16 protein-coding genes are annotated in these 21,108 nt (G+C 65.8%); 7 read left to right on the plus strand and 9 right to left on the minus strand.

The window, feature by feature from the left end; translation table 11 throughout:
- The first annotated feature begins 173 nt into the window (after window positions 1–173).
- From R5W23_RS00900 to R5W23_RS00910, 3 genes are all read left to right on the plus strand, one after another.
- On the plus strand, window positions 174–1,049 hold the full coding sequence (locus tag R5W23_RS00900) for a PDZ domain-containing protein (protein WP_320684699.1): 876 nt from the start codon (window positions 174–176) through the stop codon (window positions 1,047–1,049).
- Between the two features lie 2 nt (window positions 1,050–1,051).
- Window positions 1,052–1,900 carry a PDZ domain-containing protein gene (locus tag R5W23_RS00905; protein ID WP_320684700.1) on the plus strand — a complete coding sequence of 283 codons (849 nt, stop codon included), beginning with the start codon at window positions 1,052–1,054 and terminating at the stop codon, window positions 1,898–1,900.
- Window positions 1,901–2,030: 130 nt separating this feature from the next.
- Window positions 2,031–2,576, plus strand: coding sequence for a HEAT repeat domain-containing protein (locus R5W23_RS00910; RefSeq protein ID WP_320684701.1), 546 nt, complete (start codon window positions 2,031–2,033; stop codon window positions 2,574–2,576).
- A gap of 110 nt (window positions 2,577–2,686) precedes the next feature.
- Here the strand turns inward: R5W23_RS00910 and R5W23_RS00915 are convergent, their stop codons facing one another.
- Both R5W23_RS00915 and R5W23_RS00920 read right to left on the minus strand, forming a co-directional pair.
- Window positions 2,687–3,772 (minus strand): carbohydrate-binding family 9-like protein, encoded by a 1,086-nt coding sequence (locus tag R5W23_RS00915; RefSeq protein WP_320684702.1) that lies wholly within the window; start codon window positions 3,770–3,772, stop codon window positions 2,687–2,689.
- A 53-nt stretch (window positions 3,773–3,825) separates the two neighbouring features.
- A complete protein-coding gene (locus R5W23_RS00920; RefSeq protein ID WP_320684703.1) occupies window positions 3,826–4,815 on the minus strand; it encodes a PAC2 family protein in 990 nt (329 codons plus the stop codon).
- A gap of 184 nt (window positions 4,816–4,999) precedes the next feature.
- On the opposite strand from R5W23_RS00920, the gene R5W23_RS00925 reads away from it, so the two are divergent.
- From R5W23_RS00925 to R5W23_RS00935, 3 genes are all read left to right on the plus strand, one after another.
- Window positions 5,000–8,332, plus strand: a complete 3,333-nt coding sequence (locus R5W23_RS00925; protein WP_320684704.1) for a hypothetical protein — start codon at window positions 5,000–5,002, stop codon at window positions 8,330–8,332.
- Between the two features lie 87 nt (window positions 8,333–8,419).
- Window positions 8,420–9,844: a serine/threonine-protein kinase gene (locus R5W23_RS00930; protein WP_320684705.1), complete on the plus strand. Its 1,425-nt coding sequence runs from the start codon at window positions 8,420–8,422 to the stop codon at window positions 9,842–9,844.
- Between the two features lie 44 nt (window positions 9,845–9,888).
- Complete coding sequence (locus R5W23_RS00935; protein ID WP_320684706.1) at window positions 9,889–10,695, plus strand: sugar phosphate isomerase/epimerase family protein; 807 nt, start codon at window positions 9,889–9,891, stop codon at window positions 10,693–10,695.
- A gap of 24 nt (window positions 10,696–10,719) precedes the next feature.
- Here R5W23_RS00935 and R5W23_RS00940 read toward each other — a convergent pair whose 3' ends face one another.
- The 7 genes from R5W23_RS00940 to R5W23_RS00970 all read right to left on the minus strand — a co-directional run bounded on the left by R5W23_RS00940 (window position 10,720) and on the right by R5W23_RS00970 (window position 20,148).
- Window positions 10,720–11,166 (minus strand): response regulator, encoded by a 447-nt coding sequence (locus R5W23_RS00940; RefSeq protein WP_320684707.1) that lies wholly within the window; start codon window positions 11,164–11,166, stop codon window positions 10,720–10,722.
- Between the two features lie 69 nt (window positions 11,167–11,235).
- Window positions 11,236–14,478, minus strand: coding sequence for an efflux RND transporter permease subunit (locus R5W23_RS00945; protein WP_320684708.1), 3,243 nt, complete (start codon window positions 14,476–14,478; stop codon window positions 11,236–11,238).
- Between the two features lie 83 nt (window positions 14,479–14,561).
- Complete coding sequence (locus R5W23_RS00950; RefSeq protein WP_261186985.1) at window positions 14,562–15,758, minus strand: efflux RND transporter periplasmic adaptor subunit; 1,197 nt, start codon at window positions 15,756–15,758, stop codon at window positions 14,562–14,564.
- Between the two features lie 866 nt (window positions 15,759–16,624).
- Window positions 16,625–17,890 (minus strand): M16 family metallopeptidase, encoded by a 1,266-nt coding sequence (locus tag R5W23_RS00955; protein WP_320684709.1) that lies wholly within the window; start codon window positions 17,888–17,890, stop codon window positions 16,625–16,627.
- Between the two features lie 154 nt (window positions 17,891–18,044).
- The gene (locus R5W23_RS00960) at window positions 18,045–18,182 is read right to left on the minus strand and encodes a hypothetical protein (protein WP_261185884.1); all 138 of its coding nucleotides are present in this window, start codon (window positions 18,180–18,182) and stop codon (window positions 18,045–18,047) included.
- Between the two features lie 7 nt (window positions 18,183–18,189).
- Window positions 18,190–19,425 carry a M16 family metallopeptidase gene (locus R5W23_RS00965; RefSeq protein ID WP_320684710.1) on the minus strand — a complete coding sequence of 412 codons (1,236 nt, stop codon included), beginning with the start codon at window positions 19,423–19,425 and terminating at the stop codon, window positions 18,190–18,192.
- 150 nt (window positions 19,426–19,575) lie between these two features.
- The gene (locus R5W23_RS00970) at window positions 19,576–20,148 is read right to left on the minus strand and encodes a GNAT family N-acetyltransferase (RefSeq protein WP_320684711.1); all 573 of its coding nucleotides are present in this window, start codon (window positions 20,146–20,148) and stop codon (window positions 19,576–19,578) included.
- Window positions 20,149–20,332: 184 nt separating this feature from the next.
- Between R5W23_RS00970 and trhA the strand changes: the two genes are divergently transcribed.
- Window positions 20,333–21,058 (plus strand): PAQR family membrane homeostasis protein TrhA, encoded by a 726-nt coding sequence (trhA, locus tag R5W23_RS00975; protein ID WP_320684712.1) that lies wholly within the window; start codon window positions 20,333–20,335, stop codon window positions 21,056–21,058.
- Window positions 21,059–21,108 lie beyond the last annotated feature (50 nt).

Consider the following 21,108-nt stretch of genomic DNA (forward strand, 5'->3'; position numbering starts at 1 on the left):
GGCGGGGGTGTGCGGGTTAAACGACAAGGGCGATTGATCCCGTTCGACAGTCGGCCGTTGCAATGGGTGTTCGCCCGCACGAATCGGCGCGGGCGAACTCTTCTCCCCACCGGTGCCACAAGTCACCACGCTGCGGCTACAATCTACACGGTCCATTCACACGGAGACGCTTCATGCGCTGGCGCACCGCGCTCGCACTCGTGACGTGCCTGGGGCTCGCGCCCCTGCTCGCGTCGCGAGCCGACGATACACCCGCGAAACGGCCGGACCCGAAAGCCGCCGCAAAGGCCGAGACGTTCGAGGTGCCGTACCGCCTCACCGACACCAACCACCTGATGGTGCGGACCAAGATCAACGGCAAGGGGCCGTTCAACCTGATCGTGGACACCGGCGCGCCGGCCGTCTTCATCACGAAGGGCGTGGCAAAGAAAACCAAGGCCGAAGAGGGCGAGAAGGGGTGGGTGTCGTTCGACTCGTTCGAGCTCGAAGGCGGGCTAAAGGTCAAAGACGCCAAGGGCCGCATCGAGGACCTCATCCAACTCGACGGCATGAACGGCATGGGCCTGGCGGGTGTCGAGTTGCACGGCGTGATCGGCTACAACGTGCTCGCCAAATACCGGATCGAGTACGACCTGACCAGCGACCGGTTGGTGTTCGAGCCGCTGAACTTCGACCCGCCGCCCCTGCTCCCGCTCGGCGGAAAGGGTAACGAAGGCATCCAGTCGATGGGGCCGATGGTGAAAATGCTCACCGCGATGCTGGGCATCAAGCCCAACTTCGACACCGTCCCCCGGGGGTTCACCGGGATCGAGTACGAGGAGAAAGACGGCAAAGTGTTCGTCAAGGCCGTGCTCGCGGGGAGCCCGGCGGAGAAGGCCGGACTGAAACCCGGCGACCGGATCACCAGCATCAAGACCGACTCCATCGACTCCGCCAAGGACCTGACCAAGGCGCTCGCCAAGGCCGGAGTGGGCACGAAGTGGCGGTTTTACATCACCCGCGACGGCAAAGACGACGAAGTCGTGGTCGAACTCGGAAAGGGCTTGTAACCATGAAAACCGCCTTCGCACTTTCCGTGTTCGCAGGTCTCGTAAGTCTGGCGCCGACGGCCCGTGGCGACGAGCCCACGAAAGAGCAGCCGAAACCGGTCGTGGTGCCGTTCGAATTGTTGAAGTCGCGCCACATGGCGATTCAGGTCAAGATCAACGACAAGGGACCGTACCGGCTCATCTTCGACACCGGCGCCCCGACGAACCTCGTTAACAACAAGATCGCGAAAGAAGCCGGCATCCTCGGTAAGGGCGACAAGGGCGGGCTACCGCTCTTCGGAGCGGCGCCGGCGCCGAAAGCCATCAAGAAGTTGGAAATCGGCGACCTGAAACTTGAGGGGATGACGACGATGGTGATGGACCACCCCACGGTGGCGGCCATCGCGGACGTGGTCGGGCCGGTCGAGGGAATCGTCGGGTTCCCGTTCTTTGCCCGGTACAAGATGACCATTGACTACGAAAAGAAGGAAATGACCCTGACCCCGAATGGGTACTCCCCAGGTGACACGATGGCGGGGATGATGGACAAACTCATGCGCGTGTCGGGCGGCAAAAAGCCGGAACCGGCCGTGCTCGCACCGGCGGCGGTGTGGGGCTTCGAGGTCGGCGGCGAAACCGATGACGACACGCCCGGTGTCACCGTGACCGCGGTGCTGGCGAAAAGCCCCGCGGCGCTCGGCGGGCTGAAGAAAGGGGACCGGCTACTGACGCTCGACGGCCGCTGGACGGACACCGTGGGCGATACGTTCCGTGCGGCGGCGCTGATTAAGCCCGGCAAGGCCGTTCCACTCGTCATCCAGCGCGACGGTAAAGAACTCAAACTGACCGTAACCCCTGCCAAGGGCCTCTGAGGGCGAACGAAAGCGGGTCGGCGGAGAGCTCCCGGAACTCTCGCCGATCGGCCGCGTCAAAAGGCTGCGCACGCATTTCTTGCCGCGACCGATGCGTCAGCACCGCTAAGCCGTTCGCGAAGGGAAACCGATGGTCAAATGGCTCGCCCGGGTGTTGGGGCTCGGTATTGCGTCCGGGGTGAACCCGCAGTCGCTCGCGCGACAGGTTCGCGCGAGTGATCCCGAATTGCGGCGCCGAGCCGCCGACCAGCTCGCGGCCGTCTCGGAACCGTGGGCGGCCGAGCTACTACTTGTTTTGTTTAAGGACATGAGCGGTGAAGTGCGTGCGGCGGCTCGCGACGGGTTTCGCCACCAAGGAACCGCCGCAACGTCCGCACTCATCAAGGCACTCGAAGACGCGGACCCCAGGGTAGCCGTGCCCGCGGCCGAACTGCTTGGGGAGGTGAAAGATCTCGACGCGGTTCGACCGCTGCTGCTGGTAATGAAGTTCGGCGCCCCCGAGACCCGCGCCGCCGCGACCCGGGCGCTGATCCGGTACGGCCGCTCCGCCATCCCGGGTCTGCTGCTGGCGTGCGACGACCCGGACCCGTGGACCCGCACCCGCGGCGAAGAGGTCCTTGCGGCGATCCGGCTCGCGGAGCACACCGCCGCGACCGTCGAACCGCCTTCGGCCTAACTACGGCACTCGACCGAACCTATCAGGCCCTTGTCTCGAAGCCCTACCACCAGAAACGACCCAGCTCCGAAGAGAGCAGTGACGGCACAGGCCGGGTCATATCACGCGGATCAGTGCTTCCACAGGCGGGCATCGTCGGTGATCGAGTAACGCACCTTCGGCTGTTTGGCCTCACGCTCCAGCCACGAGATTTCGCACCCCGTGCGCGTCGCTCGCACATCCAGACGGTCCGCAATATCTTTTAGCCCGAGATCGGCCGCCGTCGCGAACGCCCCGTTCTTCTTGTGGTGGGCGTGCTGGGCGTAATAGGCTCGGTGCAGCGCGTCACGAACAGGCCAGTCCGGGTCCGGTTTGAAAGTGGCGGTGCCGGGTTTCGCGGTGCTGAACTGCAAATAGCCCCACCGCTCCGGCCGGTGCATGTCGATCACGCCCTGCGGCGCCCACACCCAGTTGTGTTCCGGCCGGTTCTTGACCTTCGTGTACTGCCCCCCGTTGACCTGAATGTCCCACTCGACACGTGAGAAGTTGATGCGCCACTGATCCCCGTCCCGCGGGGCGCCGGTGAACGTGGCCAGCTCCCGAAGCCCCTTCCACGGCCAGCGGACCTCGATCGTCCAGCCGGTGTCCGTGTCGCGCGGGTCGTTGAGCGTCCCCTGCACTTTGACCGCGGTCTTCAGACCGATGATCTCCCACCCATTCAGAGCGCGTCCGCCGTTCTTGTAGGGCTTCGTGAGAAGTAGGTCCCAGGTGGTGTTGAGCGCGTTCAGTTCCAACTCACCGTACGTGTGGTTGTCCCCGTCGGGGTCGAGAAAGATCTCGAAATCAGGGTCCTGAAAGATGACCGCGTCGTGCTCCTTAATGGTGGCCCAGACGTGCGGCTCTTCCAGTTCCGCCGCAATGTACAGTGCCTCGTCGTCCCACAGCATCTTCATCCGCGTGCGGAACTGAGGCTTGGGCCGCTTGTCACCCTCAATGTCCACGAACGCATCGGACCACGGAGCGGCGTCCCACTCCGCCGACTTGAGATCGCCGTCGATCGTGATCGGCCCCGGCGCCCGGTAGCACACGTACCCTTTCGGGTGAGGCCACGCCGCGAGCATGTCACCCGGGGGCACGTCGGCGGCCGGGGAACCGGGGACTAAGGCGAGCGCGGCAATGGCGGCGGCAGCCGCGGCGCGTGCGAGCGTGCGACACATCGGTGTTGGTCCGTTCGAGCGCGGGGCGTTTACGGAGAGGGGGTCAGGGAGTTTTAGTCGGCGTGCTTGAACAAGTCGAGGAACCGGTCCTCGTAGCGCTTGAAAAGGCCCAGCCGGTCGAGTTCCCGCTTCAACTCGAACGCCTTGCCGCGGTCGGTCGCCGCGCGGGCGAACAGTTCCTCGATCCGCTGAACCGCCGACGGAGCCACCGCCTCGTCCGGCCCCTCGTACCGGTATTCAACGCCTTCCCGGGCGACCTCCCCCTCGTTCTCGTCGTCCTCTTCGTCACTCTCGTCTTCGTCGTCCTCCGCGCGCTGGGTCTGGGGGCCGTATTGCTCTTCGACGCGGGCGAGCAGCTCGCCCAGTTGCTCTTCGACCGCCCGCGCCTGGTCCGTCAGTTCGTCCAGATCGACCTCGATGCGGGTGAGCGCCGAGAACGCCTCGAGGATGGCGAGCGACGCCTTCGGGAACGGCACCTGGGTGAACACCTGGGGCATCTCGCCCAGAAAGCAGGTGCCGCGGAGCCCGGCCAGCGCGGCCGCACCGAGCAGCACACCGTTGAGCCCGCCGATGTTCCCCTCCTGCAAAACGGTCACGTCCAGCCGCCGGAGTTCGTCCACCCCGCGCTCGTCGGTGGCCGCGCCGAACACCCGCGACAGGTGCTCGGGGCGCATCTCGGTCGCCATCGCCGCGAACGTGAGCACCCGCTCGACGCCCAGCCCGCGGGCGTACTCGATCACCTGTCGGCAGAAGGGGAACTTCCCGACCGGCGGCTGGGCCTCGCCGAGGAACAGAACCAGGTCGCGCCGCTTCTCGGGGTCGGCCCAGACGAAGAACCGGTTCCGCGGGCGCCGCGCCGGCTGGATCACCCCGCCCTTCACCTCGACCGCGCTCACGTCGAACAGCTCGCCGGCCTCGAACTCGGCCACCGCGGTCATCCCGAGCTTGGCCAGCAGGTACACGCCCGCGTTCAGCGCGACGTGCCCCATCCCGGGCCACACGGCCACGAACCACGGGCGATTCAGCTTAGGTGTCTCTGGCATCGGTGCGGACCCACTCAGTCACAGGCGCGGCATACGCCCGTAACAGGCATCTTACGCCGGGTCCAATTGTTGGGCGCGGCGGATTCTCGCAGCGTCCCGTTCGCGCGCCGCGGGGCTTGACCCGCGGACGGGTTCCCGGATGATCGTGAGTAGGCCGTTTGCAGCACTGCCCCGGGAGCCGGCTTTGTCCCACGACTCGAGCCTGGAACCGATCCTCCGCGCGGTCGAGCCCGCGCTCCGTTTGGTCTCCGAACGGCACCTGCGCCGGGTGCTCCAGTTCCTCACCGACCGCGGCCGCGTGCTCCCGTCGAACCCAGACCTACCGTACTGGTTCTCCCGGGCCGAACTGGCCGCGGCCGACGTGCTCGGCCGCGAGGTGCTGGCGGGCACCGAACCGCGGCTCCTGCTCGTCACCGACCCGGACGACCGGCTCATCGAGCACCGACCTCAGCCGGAGCAGTTGCGTACCTACTGGCGGGTCCTGTTCCGGGCCGCGGTTCTCGCAACGATCGACAACCAGATCGCCGCCAAGTCGCTCACACCCGATCTGTGTGCCGAGCGAATAAACGCGTTCGGACCGAGTGCGGCACGCGAAATCCGTTACGTGCTCGAAACCGAGCACCTCGTGGCAGAGGGTGCGGGCGCGGCGGACCTGTACCGGATGTTCGCGGCGGTGTACCTCGACCTGCACCATTTTACCGGCCACGCGGTCGAAGAGTTCTTCCCCGCCCTGCCCCACGGGACGCAGGTTCGCGACCTGCTGTCGGGCGGGATACCGGTCGAGACGATCGCCGCGGCCACGCGCCCCGCCGGGGCGGCGGACCCCGAACGGGAAGCTCCACCGGACGAGCGCTGGGCCGAAGGCGCGGCCCGAGCCACCGAGGACGCCCCGGTGCAGCCGGGCGACCTGCCGGCACGCCTCCGCGCCGCCCGGGACGCCGAACAAAAAGGGAATCTCGTCCGCGCCGCGATCCTGTACACCCAGGTGGCCCGGTCGGCAACCGCCGGGGCACGGCCGCTGGCCACCTCTGGGGCCGCCGGCGCGGTGGCCAAACTGGTGGAACGGCTCGGAGCGGTGCTGAGCTGGGACGAGCACACACGGGGGGAGTGGCGGCAAGCTCTCGCGCCGCTGCTCCCGCTGGCCGCCGCCGGCATCTGGCCCCGCGCCGCCCGCTGCCTGTACGAACTGCAACGCATCCCCGCGGACCTGAGCCGCGAGGTGTACGCCGTGGACCTCCCGGAGGCCCTCCGCACGTTCGGCCGGCGGCCGGTCCGCCGGGAACTGCCCTACGCGCGCCCGGTGCTGATCCTGATGGCGCTGAACAAGGCGCACCAGCAGCTGCTCCGCGCCGGGCTGGGCGAGCACGAGCAGCTCCGCCTCGACCTGCTCTTGCACCGCGAGCGGGAGCACAAGGAGCACGAGATCCGGGACCGGCTCGGCCCGGTGCTGGCAGACGCCTTTACGGCGTCCGGTCTGGTTCCGAAAAACCGGGTCGAAGAGGTGGCGCGCGACAAAGCCGTTGCCGAACTCCTCGACCGCGTCTGCGACCGCGGGTTCCTGCGGTTCGGCAACCTGCGCGACGCGGTCGCGCGGAACCAGATGAAGCTGCCCGACCTGAAGGGGCCAGCCGAGTTCGCCACCGGTGACCCGCTCCTGCGGGCCGATGTCAACCTCGCCTACGCACTCGACGGGATTTACCGGCGCGGCGAATTTTATCTGCGGTGGATCAACCGGTTCAGTTCGCTGTTCTTCGGCACGCCCTGGGGCCGGGTGCTGACGCTGTACCTGCTCCTCCCGTTCGGCGGCGCGTTCCTAGTGCTGATGAGCGCGTTAGAGGTTCAGCACCTCAGCCACAACATCAGCGCGTTTGTGGCGAAGTCTCTGGCCGCAAAGCCGCGGGCCGCAGCAAGCGAACCGCCCCCACCGCTCAAGGCGGTCCCCGAAACGCCGGTGCTGCCCCGAACCGAAGCGCCCGGTCCGCCCCCGGCCGACGGCGGGGACTTCGACGATGAGGCCCTGGTGTTCCACTTCGACCGCGGGCAGAAGGACATCGTAACCGGGGTGCTGACGTCATCGGCGTCCAGCACCAAGGCCCAAGAAGAGCATCACGGGTACGATTTCGTGACCGCCCCGAATCTTCTCGGGCTCGGCCTGTTTTTCCTCCTGGTGCTCCACGTGCCGCCGGTCCGCCGAGCGGCCTTCATGGTCGCCGCGCTGCTGTGGCGGGTGATCCGCGGGGCGGTTTGGGACTTCCCGAGCGCAATCTGGCGCTCGCCGGGGCTGAAGGCGCTCCGGCTCAGCGGCACGATCCGGTTTGCCCGGCGCCACTTCTTCGCCCCACTGCTAACCGCGCTCCTCGCGGTCGGTGTTCTGTTCCTGATTGGGGCACCGGTGCGGTTCCTGTGGTGGTGGGGGCTGACACTGTTCGCGGTGCTTACGGTCGCCCACAACACGCCCTACGGATGGCTGGTTCAGGAGCGCGTCGCCGAGACGCTGTCGGACTGGTGGCGGCAGGTCCGCGTGAACCTCCTGCCCGGACTCATCGAAACGCTGATCGACTGGTTCCGAATGCTGGGCAACTGGGTCGAGCGGCAGTTGTACCGGGTGGACGAGTGGGTGCGGTTCCGGGGCGGCGACGCCCAAGGCTCGCTCGCGCTGAAAGCCGCGCTGGGGCTGCTGTGGTTCCCCGTGGCCTATGTCACGCGGTTCGGGTTCTACCTGCTGTTCGAACCACAGGTGAACCCGGTGAAGCACTTCCCGGTCGTAACGGTGTCACACAAGGTTCTGGCACCGCTACTAATCACGATGATTCCCGCCCTGTCTGGTGTGGTCGGTGACAAGCTGGCGTACCAAATCTGGTTCTTTACACAGCTCCTGCTGCCCGGGGTGTTCGGGTTCCTGGCGTGGGAGTTGAAGGAAAACTGGCGGCTGTACGCGGCCAACCGCGGGAAAGTGCTGAAACCGGTCATGATCGGTTCGCACGGCGAGTCGATGCGCGGCCTCCTACGCCCCGGCTTCCACTCCGGAACGGTGCCGAAACTGCACCGGCAAACGCGGCGCGCGTCGGAGGCCGGTAACCGGGCCAAGGTCGCTCACCTGCATCACGAACTCGAACACGCGGGCGAAGGGGTTCGGCGATTCGTCGAGCGCGAACTGCTCCCGCTGCTCGCGTGCCGACCCGAATGGTCCGGCGCCCCGGTCCAGGTGGGCGCGGTTCGGTTTGGGGTTCAGCGCGCGGAGGTGGAGCTGCTTTGCCCGACGATCGGAAGGCCGGCCGTGCTGTCGTTCGAGAACGTGGGCGGGGTGATCGAGGCCGGGGTTCCCGCGCCGGGGTGGACCGAAACGCTCACGACCGCCCAATCGGAGAGCCTCACCCTGGCCCTCCGCGGGTTGCTGGACCTGGGCGCGGCGGCCCGCTACGACGGCCAACCGCGCGACGCGGCGAACGGATCACAGACCGGCTCGATGGGCTTGGCCACCCGCGTCACCTGGGCGGAATGGTCGAGCCGCTGGTAACCACCGGCACCCACAATCGCCTACCGCCCGCGGGCCGGGACGCTAAAATCTCTGTACCACCTGTGCCGCACCCGCACGAGTCTTCCGATGCCGTCCGATTCGATCGCCGGGTTCCTGGACACCGCGAAAGCCAGCCGGGTGCTGTTCCCCGAACAGGTGGAACACCTCATCCGCCAACCGGACATCCCACTGTCCAACCTGGCGGCGCTGTGCGGCTACCTTCAGGAGCGCGGCGTCCTCAGCAAGTTTCAGGCGGACGCGCTACGTGAGGGGCGGGCACAGGAACTCACCTTCGGCGCATACCCGGTACTGGACGCCCTCGGCCCGTGCCCCGGTGGAACCGCGTACCGGGTACTCCACCCGTCGCTCCGGACCCCCCTCGTCCTGCGCCGATTCGATCCGAACGGGTTCGCTCCGACGGACAGCCCTCAGGCGGTAGTGGACCGGGCCCGCGCGTTCGGCACCCTCGCACACCCGAACCTGCTGCCGCTGCTCGACGCCGGCGTCCATCACGACCAACCTTACGTGGTGCTCGAGCAACCCACCGACGCGGCCCCACTCGATGCACTGGTGCAGGAAGTCGGCGGGGCCATGCCAGGGTTCCTCGCGGCGGAGTACGGGTGGGCGGTGGCCTCGGCCCTGCGAGTGATCCATGAGCGAGGTGGGTGTCACGGCGAGGTGCGCCCCGGGTTGCTGCTCGTCGGCCCACTGACCACGAAAGTGAACCCGGACGGCACCACGAAACGGCGCCCGGCCCCGAACGCGAGTGTCAAACTGACCGAGAGCGGGCTGATACCCGTGCGTGAACCGGCCGCTTTTAGCCCGCCCCCGGCAGAGGTGTTGGCCTACCTCCCTCCGGAGCGTCTCGATTCATCCGAGTGCTCCCCCGGCGGCGACCTCTATGGCCTTGCCGCCTGCCTTTATCTGATGCTCGCGGGGCGGCCACCGTTCGCAGCAGACACACCCGATGAACTGGTTCGCAAAATCCGCACAGCCGACCCGGCACCGCTCCACGCCGTGCGCCCAGATGTCCCAGCGGACCTCTCCGCACTTGTGACGCGGATGCTCGCAAAGTCGCCCGCGGAGCGCCCTCAAACTACCGACGAGATAATCACAGGACTGGCCCCGTTCTGCCGCCCCGGGGTGGTGCCGGCGGTAGCCCCCGCTCCGGTCCCAATGGCGCTCCCGCTGTCAGGTGTGGATGCCGCTGCCGTTCCCCCCCCCCCTCCCGCTCCGGTTCTTGTTGCGATACCAGTCGATGGCCAGCCAGAGCCCGATGCGTGGGGCATTGACCCGAGCCTCTTCGCGGACGCGCACGACGCCCCGCCTGAGGCACCTCGACAGAAGCGGCGCCGCGGGATGACCGATCAGGAAAAGCGGCGGGCGAAGTTGTGGCTGGTCGTGGGGTTGTGTCTGCACCTGTCGGCGATGGCGACGGCCGCCGCTTGGCTGGGCGGGTGCTTCAACTCCAGCCAGAGCACAGCGCCCCCCGCACGGCCGGCCGGACGCTGAGCCGAAAACAGCCACACGTAACCGCGGCCGAAGGGCTCGTGACCATGACGCCGTGCATCTCTCAGGTAACGACACTCCCCGGTTCCTTCGCGGACGACGCAGCGGATTACCCTGCCGGCGGTTGCCGGGCGCTGGAAGTGTGGCTCACCAAGCTCGAACAGCATCTCGAAGCGGTGTCCGCAGAGGACACCCTCCTGGCGCTCACGGACCGCGGTCTTAAACTGGTCGCGGCCGGGTACCAGGGCGGGTTGCTGCTCTCACAGGGTGAGCAGCGCAAGGCCCACTTCGAGCATTTCAAGCGGCGGCTCGCGCTGTGCGAGCGGTTCGCGATCCCAACATTGCTGCTCGTTGCGGATTTCGCACGGGCGCCCGAAGCGTCCGACTTGGCCCGTGCGGTGGTGTCGCTCGCCCAGGCGGCCCAGTGGGCCGCCGGGTTCGGAGTGCGAATCGCCTTGGAGTTCCGTGGCGCGGATGCGTTCTGCGCGTCGCTCGACACAGCCGTCACTTTGGTCGAACAGTGCGGCGAACCGAACGCCGGTATCTGCCTCGATGTGTTCCACTTCTATAAAGGATCGAGCAAAACCGAAGACCTGGAGAGGCTGACGCCGGCAAACCTGTTCCATGTACAGGTGTGTGACGTGGCGGGCGTGCCCCGCGAGTTGATGACCGATTCGGATCGCGTGATGCCCGGAGACGGCGACTTTCGACTGCAACCGGTGATCCAGCGGTTGAACGAAATCGGGTACGCGGGTCCGGTGTCGCTTGAGCTCATGAACCCTATTCTGTGGTCCCTCAAGGCGACACAAGTCACCGAACTCGGTATGGCTGCTCTCAGCCGGCTATTGACTTGAGCCGGCCGTGAACAAATAAGCCCTCTAACGCGCCGGACCGTTCGCGATCCGCTTCCGATGCTCGCCGAGCACCGCGAGCAGTTCCGTCGGATCGACCGGCTTGGTGAAGTGCAAATTGAACCCGGCCGCCGCGGTCCGGGTGCGGTTGTGCTCGTCCCCGAGCGCGGTGAGTGCGACCAGCAGCACCCCGGCGCCGGCAACCTGTCTGATTCGCCGGGCCACTTCGCACCCGTCCAACTCGGGCATCGTCAGGTCCAGAATGACGGCATCCGGAGTGGCCGCAGAAACAGCGGCGAGCGCGGCCGCGCCGTCGTACCGCACGTCAACACTCGCACCGCAGATAGTGAGTAGTTCGGCGGTCGAGTCGGCCGCGTCACGGTTGTCGTCCACAACCAGCACACGTAACCGTACCGGCAGCGGAAAGTCGGCGGTTCCGCGCATCGCGGACAACGGAAACGGTTCGGTTATCATGGCAACTCCGGTTGAGCTTCGCACCACACGAATATCGATCGTATGGAAATTAGCAATCCCCGTGCCACTTTAATGGTTGACACGATCTTCGGGTCCGACCGGTACCGTCGGGTGCGGCTCACCGCGGAGCCGCTCGATGACCGCGTAGAACACCGGCGTGAAGAAGATGCCGAACACGGTGACCCCGAGCATCCCGCTGAACACGACCGTGCCCAGTGCCTTCCGCATCTCGGCGCCGGCTCCGTCCCCGACCAGCAGCGGAACGACGCCGAGGATGAACGCGAAGCTGGTCATCAAGATGGGCCGCAGGCGCTGGGTCGCCGCCTCCACAGCGGCCTCGAACCGCGGCATCCCGCCCTCGCGCTTCTGCTTTGCGTACTCCACGATCAGGATCGCGTTCTTGGTCGCCAACCCGACCAGCACCACCAGCCCGATCTGGCTGAACACGTTCAGGTCCAGGTGGGTCACGATGAGCCCGATCACCGCACAGAGTAAGCACATGGGCACGATCAGCACGATCGCCAGCGGCAACAACCAGCTCTCGTAGAGCGCCGCGAGCACGAGGAACGCAATCACCACGCTCAGCCCGAACACGAGCAAGGTCGTGTCCCCGCGGAACTCGTACACCCCGGGGATCTCGACCCGCGTGTTCGACGCTTCCTTTTGCTGGAACGCCATTTCGGTCCACTCGAATTTCAACCCCGGCGGGAGGTCGCGCTCCGCGAGCGCCTCCATCTTCTCGATGGCCTGCCCGGACGAGATCAGGGTCGGAATGGTGATCCCGTTGAGATCCGCGGACGGGTACATCTGGTACCGGTTCACCTTGCTCGGCCCCTGGTACGGAGCGGTGCTCAGCAGCCCGGCGATGGGGATCATTTCGCCGTTCGCACCGCGCACCTTAATCTTGGCAAGGTCGTCGATCGAACGCCGGAACGGTCCGTCCGCCTGAACCGTCACCTGCCAGTTCCGGTTTTCGAGGGTGATGTCGTTGACGTACACTTGCCCCATGTACGACTGGAGGGCGTCGTTGACCGCACTGACGGACACCCCCATCTGCTGCACGCGGTCCCGGTCCACCGTGAGGAACACCTGCGGGTTGTTCGAGCGGAACGAGCTGAACGCCACCGGGATGCAGGCCCGCGGGTCGCGGCTCGCCTCGGTCGCCAGCGACCACGTCATCCCCTCGAGCGTCTCCGACCCGACGTTGCCGCGGTCCTGGATCTGCATCTTGAACCCGCCCGCGTTCCCCAATCCAAGGATCGGTGGGGCGCCGAACGCGGTCGCGGTGCCGCCGCGGATCTTGGCGAACTTGGCGTTCAGCTCGTTGGTAATCGCTTCCGCGCCGCGGCCCTTGCGCTCACCGAACGGCTTGAGGCACACGTAGATGCCGCCGTTGTTCGGAATGTTCGCGCTGGAGAAAATCGAGTACCCGCTGATCTCCACCGTGTGGGCCACGCCGTCCGTCGAGAGGCACGCTGCGGCGACCTGCTTCATCACCTCGTCGGTGCGCTCCACCGCCGCGGCCGGCGGCAGTTCCAGGTTCACCACGAGGTAGCCCTGGTCCTGCTGAGGGATGAACCCGCCTGGGACCATCGAGAACCCCTTGCCCGCCACCGCCAGTAGGCCCGCGTACACCAGCAGCACAACGACCGTGAGCCGGATGAGCCACGCGACGGCGGTGCCGTAGAGCTTCGTGCCGCGGTCGAACGTCCAGTTGAAGCCCCGGAACAGCCACCACCCGAACAGGTAGTGGAGCGCCTTGTCGATCAGGTCCTTGCCGGCGTGGTGGTCGCGGAGCAGGAGCGGGCACAGCGCGGGGCTGAGCGTCAGCGAGTTGAACGCCGAGATCAGCGTGCTCACCGCGATGGTCACGGCGAACTGCTTGAAGAACTGCCCGGTGAGGCCCGGAATTACCGCCGCCGGGACGAACACGGCGCACAGCACCAGCGACACCCCGACAATCGCCATCGACACTTCGGACATCGCCTTGCGGGTCGCGTCGAGGGGCGTGAGCCCGCGGGCGATGTGGAACTCGACCGCCTCCACCACCACGATCGCGTCGTCCACCACGATGCCGATGGCGAGCACCATCCCGAACAGGGTCAGGTTGTTGATCGAGTACCCGAGCAGGTACATGACCGCCAAGGTGCCGACGAGCGACACCGGCACCGCGATCATCGGGATCAGGGCCGCCCGCCAGTTCTGGAGGAACAGGAGCACCACGACGAACACCAGCACGATGGCCTCGAAGAGCGTCTTCACCACCTCGCGGACGCTCTCCTCGACGAACTCGGTGGGGTCGTACACGATCTGGTAATCGATCCCGTCCGGCCAGTCCGCGGACGCCCGGAGGGCCTTCATTTTGGCTTTCACGTCGCGAGCCGTGTTGAACGCGTTGCCGCCGGGCAACTGGAACACCGGCAGCCCGACCGACGGCTTGTTGTCGAGCGCGCTGGAAGAGTCGTAGCTCTTGGCCCCGAGCTCGACCCGGGCCACGTCCCCCAGTCGGACGAGCGCCTCGCCCGCCTCGCCGGATTTCAGCACGATGTCCTTGAACTGCGCCTCCGTTTTGAGCCGGCCGAGGGTGTTAACCACGAGCTGACGGGCCTGCCCCTTCGGCACCGGCGGCTGGCCGATCTGCCCGGCCGCCACCTGGACGTTCTGCTTGCGGATCGCGTCCACGACCTCAGACGGCACCAGGTTCACGTCGGTCATCTTGTCCGGGTCGAGCCACACGCGCATGGCGTAATCGCGGTTGCCGAACATGGCCACGTCACCGACCCCGTTGAGCCGGGCCAGTTCGTCCTTCACCGCGTTGTTGGCGTGCCGGCTGACCGCGAGCTGCTGCTGGAAAACCTCGTCGTCGGTCCGGGCCTCTTTCGTGGACACGAGGTTCACCACGAGCAGGATCGCGGTGGACTGTTTTTTGGTAACCACGCCGAGCCGGCGCACCTCCTCGGGCAGTTGCGGGAGCGCGACGTTGACCCGGTTCTGCACCAGCACCTGCGCGGTGTCCGGGTCGGTCCCTTGGCGGAAGGTGATGGTGAGACGCATGGCCCCGTCGTTGGTGGCCTGCGACTCCATGTACAGCATCCCCTCGACGCCGTTCACCTGCTGCTCGATCGGCGCCGCCACGGTTTCGGACACGGTGCGCGCGTCGGCCCCGGGATACGCCGCCGTAACCACCACCTGCGGCGGCACCACTTCGGGGTACTGCGCGATCGGCAACTGCGTGAGCGCGAGGACGCCGGCCAGTGTGATGAGCACCGACAGCACCATCGCGAAAACGGGGCGCGTGATGAAGAACTGCATGGCCGTGTGGGTGCGAGTGTAAAAAATGAAGGCTGCGCCACCGAGTCGGGCCGGGCGGGTTCCTGCCCGGCGCCGTCCCACGGTCACGGTTTCACGGTCACCGGGATGCCCGGCCGCACCCGGAGCAAGTTGTCGGCAATCACCGTATCGCTGGTGGTGAGGCCGGCTCGGACCTCCAACTGACCATCGAACGCGTCGCCGAGTTCGACCTCACGGAGCGCCGCCTTGCCGTCGGCGACGACGTAGACGTACTGCTTGCGCTGCTGGGTGAAGACCACCCCTTCCGGAACCGCGAGCACCTGGCGCGGCGAGCCGGCGGCCACGCGGACGCGCACCGAGTCGCCGCCCGAAAGGTACGTGATCCCGCCCACCGCTTTGTTCGTGAAGGTGGCGCTGATGGTGCGTGTGGCGGTGCCGCGGACGATTTCCGGGTCCACGTAGTTGACGGTACTGTTGCGGGTCGGGTCCTTTGTGTCGAACCCCTTATCACCCTTGAGCCGGATGGTGCAAGTGAGCGGGGTCGCCGGGTTCCGCGGGTCCTTGATCGCACCGGCCAGGATCTGGTCCCGGTACCAGATGGACGTGAGCTCGTCCACCTCCCACACCGCGTCGATCGGGTCGACCGGCGAGATCATAACCAGTTGGGTCTTGTACGCATCCACGAGCGCGCCCTCGGCCACGAGCGCCCTGCGGAGCCGTCCGGTCGTCGGAGCGGTGACGGTGCAGTAGCTGAGGTTCTCTTGGGCCTTCGTCAGGGAGGAGTTGCTCGCGTCCAGGGTGGCTTTGGATACGTCGAGTTGAGCCTCGGACACCTTGACGCTCGCCGCCGCCTTATCGAGGTCGGATCGGAACCCGACGCCCTTCTCGATCTGCTGCTTGACGCGATCGTGCTCGGCCCGGTCGCGGTCGATTTGGGCCGTCCAGTTAGCGATGTCGGCCTTGGCCTTCGCGATGTCCGATTTGGCCTTCTCGACATCCGCTCTAAAGAGGGTGGAATCGATCGTGAACAGCTTCTGGCCCTTCTGGACCAGCGGGCCGTCGTCCGTGAACTCGCGCTTGATGATCTTCCCGCTCACCTGCGGTATGACGGTGACGGGGTCTTTGGTGACGAGTCGCCCGGTGAACTCTTTGGTCGGCCCGTATGACGCATGTGTCGGCTTCAGAACAGCCACCGTCGGCGGCTCCGGTTCTGGAAGAGGTGTGGCGCCCTTCCCGCACCCCGCCAGAACCGTAACGGCCAACCCAAGAGCTAACACCAGCGTCGCACGCACGAGGCGCATCGCTCGCTCCGTTTGATTTAAGGCAGACCGAAAGGAGTGAAGGTATACACTAGCGAGTTAGCCGTTCACGGTCTCGTGGAAGGCTCACCTCGGGTGCGGATTCTCAGTTACTTCTTCGGTGCACCTACTGAGTATGCGTCAGGTATCGGGACGAAGCTCGATCGGGACTGCGTCCCTGTTAGCGGACCCAAGTTGGCGCCCGCGCGCGAGCGGGGACACCTTCGCCGACGATGCCATGTTCACGCCAACTGAGCTCTGCGAAGCGCTTCGCACACTCACGGCGACGGGGTACTGACCATAAAGGGCCGCTGACATCGTTTCGCAGTGGACCTTGACGCGGAAATGGTGTGTGCGGTGCGGCTTTTTCCTGAAGCGGCCTTCCCCCGCGGTAACTGATGCCGGCCCGCGATTGACGTGAAGTACCGCACAGGCACGCGGGCGTGTGGAGCACCGTCAGTTGATGTGTACGGAGAAGGGAAAATGGAGATCGACGCGCGATCGGGCCGCGCCCTGGACCCGAACGTACGGGACCAGGACGTTTGAAATCACTTCAAGCATTGCGAGGTGCGAGACCGCGTGTTCCGCGATCGCGAAAGAGTGCCACGTGCCTCACCGCAGCCCAACCGTGTTCGCCCACACAAATTGTGTCCAAGGACTTCGGGTCAAAAGTCGTCAGGTCAGCACGTCGTAAAGTCACAAGCCGTTATTAACACTGGATTTGCGACTTTACGACTTTTGACGATCGGACTTTTGACCCGAATCCCCAAGAGAGTTCGATCACCTTTGGATAGCGGCCGGTGTTGCGTGAGGCAGGTCGTCTCTAACGGGCCGCAGAGCAGATCGGAGTCACACCCGGTTGCGCGAACTCAACCGAGGCTCGGAACCGGGACGCCCGTTACGCCGTTCAATTCCTTCAGCGGCCCAAACGCGACCATCATGTTTCGGTCAATCGGGTAGGCGTCCAGGTAAGCCCGGATATCCGCCTGGGTGACGGCGTCGAAGCGGGTCACTTCGGTGTCCACGTCGCGGTACTCGCCGGTATAGGTCCACATCGACGCCAGCGCCATCATCCGCCCCATCGGGCGCTCGCTCCGGCGCACGATCCGCGAGACGATTTTGTTCTTCGCCTGCTGGAACTCCTCATCCGTGATCCCGTTCTGCTGAACTTCTTTCAGGATCTTCTCGACCTTCTGGATGTTCTCAGCGGTGTTGTCGGGCTCGCAGGTGAGCGACACGAAGATCGCCCCGCTGCCGTCGTTCTCCGCGTACCCGAAGTCGGCGGACTCCGCGTACCCGGGGTCCACCAGTTCCCAATACAGGCGACTGCCGGTGTAATCGCCTACGGCCAGTGCCAGTGTGTCCGCCGCATAACGCAGACGAGAGTCCGCCGGCGGCCCGCCGCCCACGAACAGTGCGTACTGCTGCTGGACCGTTTCGCGCGTCAGTAGATGGAACCCGGGTTCACCGACCCAGGCGGTGCGGTTGTCACGGCCGACCACGTCCGTGTTCCAGTCGGCACACGCTTTCGTGACGAGGTCCACGAACGTCTGCCAGTCGAAGTTACCCGCGACCGAGACGACGATGTTGTTGGCGGCGTAGCGGCGGGAGAAGTACGCGTACATCTGGTCGCGGGTCAATGCGCCGACGCTTTCGAGCGTACCCAGGACCGAGTTGCCGAGCGGGTGCGACTTGTAGTACAGCCGCCGGGCGTGATCCGCCATCACGGAGTCGGGCTGGTCGTCGTACAGCTTGATCTCTTCGAGAATCACCTTCTTCTCGGTGTCGAAGTCGTCCTGACGCAAGCTCGGGCGGAGCATGTCGGCCAACACGTCCACGACCTGCGGCAGATACTCCGGCAGCACCGCGGCGTAGTAGACGGTGTTCTCCTCGCTGGTGGACGCGTTGTTACTGGCCCCGATGCGGTCGAAGTCGAGGTTCACCTGCTCGGCGGTGCGCCGGGCGGTGCCTTTGAACATCATGTGTTCGAGAAAGTGCGAGACCCCGGCCTCAGCGGGGGACTCGTCGCGGGCACCCGTCTTCACGAAGAACCCGACCGCAACGGACCGGGCCGCGGGACTCGTTTCGCCAATGATCTGGAGCCCGTTCGGAAGGCGGTGCGAGTGGAAAGGCATGGGGTCACCTTGAGTGAGCTCATCGGTAGCCCGCTTGATGACGCAGGCGAACCACAAACGGAAACCGGCACATCTCGGAAAAGAAGGGCATCTGATCTGATGGCCGGTCCGTGTGTCACGTGCGCGTTCGAGCAGGCCTTTCTGCTTACTTGTTTCAGGCGTAACCGCGGAAGTGGTACACCCACGCGAGTGCCGCACCCAGACAGGCGAGCACGCCGAATAGGTACAGGAACACGAGCGGCGCGGCGAGTTCGTCCGGCTCGGGAACAACGGATCGGGCACGGTCCGACATACAGACCTCAAACGGGAATCGTGAGCGGGTTACGACCGAGCGTGACCAGCGTCACGTCGCGCACGGGGTGACGCTCCAGGTGCGCCATCACGGCCGCGGGGGTCAGGGCGTCGATGCCGGCCTGGATCTCGTCGAAAGACCGCACGCGGCCCAAAAAGTACCAGTCGCTAGCAATGCTGCTGGCCCGCGCTCCGGTGGACTCCTCGGCCATGATCAGCGACGATTTCAACCCGGCCTTCACGCGGTCGATCTCGTCGGGGGTCACACCGTCCTTCAGCTTGCGCAGTTCGGCAATAGTGACATCGAGGGTCTGCTGGGCGCGTTCGGGGCCGGTGCCGGCGTAGCCGATCATTGTGCCCCGGTCGCGGAAGGTCTCGTGCCGCACGCCGACCGAATAGCACAACCCGCGCTTCTCGCGCACCTCGGTGAACAGTCGCGCGCTCATCCCTCCGGACAGGACCCCCTCCGCCGCCCGCGCCGCGAAGTAGTCCGCGTGCCCCATCGGTACACTCGGGTACGCAAACGCGATCTGGGTCTGCGCCGAGTCCTTATGCAAGTGTTCCGAGGTCGGCTGGTGCGGTTGGGGAACCACGTCCGGACTGCTGCCCGGTTGCCAACTCCCGAACAGATGTTCCACGCGCGCCTTCAGCGGTCCCCACTCGACGTTGCCCGCGACCGACAAAATCGCGCGGTTCGGACGGACGAACTTCTCGTACTGCTCTCGCACCGCCTCGATCGTCAGCGATTCGAGGTCCTCGATACGGCCGCGGCGGTCCTTATTGAGCGGCGCCGGGTAATAGCGGCGGTGGAGTTCCACCATCACCTTTCCCTGCGGCGAATCCTCGAGGCTTTCGAGTTCCTGAATCGCCAGCGACTGAACCGGCTCCAGTTCCTCCTCGGGAAGCCGCGGGCGGAGCAGCACGTCGGAGTAGATGTCGAGCAGCGGGAGGATGTTGCGTGCCAACGCGGAACCGCCGAGCCGCAGGTTCACCACCCCGGCGCTCTCACTGTGGTCGACGCCCAAGTTATCGAGCGCGAGCGAGAGTTGGCGGCTGTCGCGGGCGCCCGCGCCGCGGGTCAGCATTTCGGCGAGCACGTTTGCAAGCCCGTGCTGTCCGGCGGGGTCGAAGGCGGCGCCTGCGGGGATGAGGAAGTTGACCGCAACCGAGCGCACGTGATCCATGCGCTCCGCTAACAGCACCAGGCCGTTCGGGAGGGTGTGTTGGTAGACCTGTTGTCCCACGACGAGCCTTCCTCTGTCCGTTTCGCGAAAAACCCAGGGCTTGAACCCGCCGGCTGTTCTTGGTGGCGATGCGGGCGTCACAAAGTTCCCGGGATAAAACCCCTTTGGGAACAGCGAGTGCAGGACATCGGCATTCTACGAACCCATGCCTCACAACCCAACGCCGACCGTGTCCGGGTTCGGCAGTTCGACCGCCCGGTACAAAGTCTTCACCGAGCGGAACCCGACGGCGCGGTAGGTGTGGACCGCAGGCGCGTTGGTCGCGGTCACCTCCAGAAAAGCCCGCCTCACGCCGACCGAGCGGAAGCCCTCGATCGCGCGCAGGAGCAGTGCCCGGCCGAGCCCCAGCCCGCGGTACGCGGGCACCACCCCAAGGTTCTGAATCCCGCCCTCCCGTTTTTCATCGAACAGCCCCTGTACGGTGCCCGCGTAACCGTTGGGAGCAGCCAGTAGCCACGTCGCCGGGGGGCAGAAATCGGGACGGTAACGGATCGCAGCCATCAGATCATGGCAACCGGTACGGGTGCCGAGCGAAGGGAACACGAGTGCGTCCGTTTCGTTGTAGAAGCTCTGATACTTCACTTCGGCGTGCGTGGCGAGCAGCGCGTCGCTCCACGCGACCCACGAAAACCCCGCAGGCAGCACCCAAGGGGGCAGCGGGTGCCGCAGGGCGAGTTCCATCCGGTGCCGCTTAAAGTACTTGATGTTCGGCGTGTTCGGCATCGACTCGGCTCCACCTCACGCCAATCGTATCAGCCCGCAGCGGGCGGCACAACGGCTCCAACCGCCGGGCCAGGGAGAGCGGTACGAGCGAAGCAGGTGGACGTGGTGGCAGGTCGTGTTTGCGGGTGCGAGTGCGATCACTATCTTAATATCTTTCGCCGCACTCACAACGGAAGGACGGCCCGTGCTGGCACTCCGCGACCCGGTAAGCTCCTCGTCCCATTTGCTGACTGCGATTTGGGCGGTGTTCGCCACCCTCGTGATGTTCCGGCTGACAACCAACCGTCCCGGGCGGATGCTCCCCGTGCTGGTCTACGGGGCGTCGATGGTCGCACTGTTCCTCGCGAGCGGCACGTTCCACGCGCCGCCCTTCGAGAAGGGCAGTTGGCCCTGGGTCCTGCTCCAAAAAATCGATCAGACTGCGGTATACCTACTGATCGCGGGGACGTACACACCGGTTCTGTCAATTCTGCTCACCGGCGCGTGGCGGAAGTGGTTTCTGCGAATGGTGTGGGCGCTTGCGGCGGCCGGCATCTCGTGTCTGTGGCTGCTGCCGAAAGTCCCGCACTGGGGGGTGGTGGTCATCTACCTCAGCCTCGGATGGATCGGGATCCTGCCGCTGCCGCTGTATTACCGGGCGGTCGGGTGGCGGGCGATGAACTGGATGTGGGCGGGCGCACTGCTTTACACGGCCGGGGCCGTGTGCGAAATTACTGAGTGGCCCAAAGTGATGCCCGGGTTCGGGTTCCATGAGATTTTGCACCTGTGTGACAGCGCCGCAAACATGGTGTTCTTTCTGTTCGTCGTGCGCTACGTCATTCCCTACCAACCGGCGCCCACGCCTGCTCCTCCTTCCGCAGCCACTGGGGATCTCCTGGCGCCGGCAAAGCCGGCACCCGTTGTAGGCTAAAGCTCCACAACCAGAACGAATTCTCGCGAACGGCACTCGAACCCGGAACC

It is taken from the genome of Gemmata algarum (assembly GCF_034097035.1).
In the GTDB taxonomy this organism is placed as follows: Bacteria; Planctomycetota; Planctomycetia; order Gemmatales; family Gemmataceae; genus Gemmata; species Gemmata algarum.

Coding starts and splice junctions, on each gene's coding strand:
- R5W23_RS00915 (WP_320684702.1), bottom strand. CDS start 3,772: ATGTGTCGCACGCTCGCACGCGCCGCGGCTGCCGCCGCCATTGCCGCG.
- R5W23_RS00970 (WP_320684711.1), bottom strand. CDS start 20,148: ATGCCGAACACGCCGAACATCAAGTACTTTAAGCGGCACCGGATGGAA.
- R5W23_RS00910 (WP_320684701.1), top strand. CDS start 2,031: ATGGTCAAATGGCTCGCCCGGGTGTTGGGGCTCGGTATTGCGTCCGGG.
- R5W23_RS00940 (WP_320684707.1), bottom strand. CDS start 11,166: ATGATAACCGAACCGTTTCCGTTGTCCGCGATGCGCGGAACCGCCGAC.
- R5W23_RS00935 (WP_320684706.1), top strand. CDS start 9,889: ATGACGCCGTGCATCTCTCAGGTAACGACACTCCCCGGTTCCTTCGCG.
- R5W23_RS00905 (WP_320684700.1), top strand. CDS start 1,052: ATGAAAACCGCCTTCGCACTTTCCGTGTTCGCAGGTCTCGTAAGTCTG.
- R5W23_RS00950 (WP_261186985.1), bottom strand. CDS start 15,758: ATGCGCCTCGTGCGTGCGACGCTGGTGTTAGCTCTTGGGTTGGCCGTT.
- R5W23_RS00900 (WP_320684699.1), top strand. CDS start 174: ATGCGCTGGCGCACCGCGCTCGCACTCGTGACGTGCCTGGGGCTCGCG.
- R5W23_RS00920 (WP_320684703.1), bottom strand. CDS start 4,815: ATGCCAGAGACACCTAAGCTGAATCGCCCGTGGTTCGTGGCCGTGTGG.
- R5W23_RS00930 (WP_320684705.1), top strand. CDS start 8,420: ATGCCGTCCGATTCGATCGCCGGGTTCCTGGACACCGCGAAAGCCAGC.
- R5W23_RS00955 (WP_320684709.1), bottom strand. CDS start 17,890: ATGCCTTTCCACTCGCACCGCCTTCCGAACGGGCTCCAGATCATTGGC.
- R5W23_RS00960 (WP_261185884.1), bottom strand. CDS start 18,182: ATGTCGGACCGTGCCCGATCCGTTGTTCCCGAGCCGGACGAACTCGCC.
- R5W23_RS00945 (WP_320684708.1), bottom strand. CDS start 14,478: ATGCAGTTCTTCATCACGCGCCCCGTTTTCGCGATGGTGCTGTCGGTG.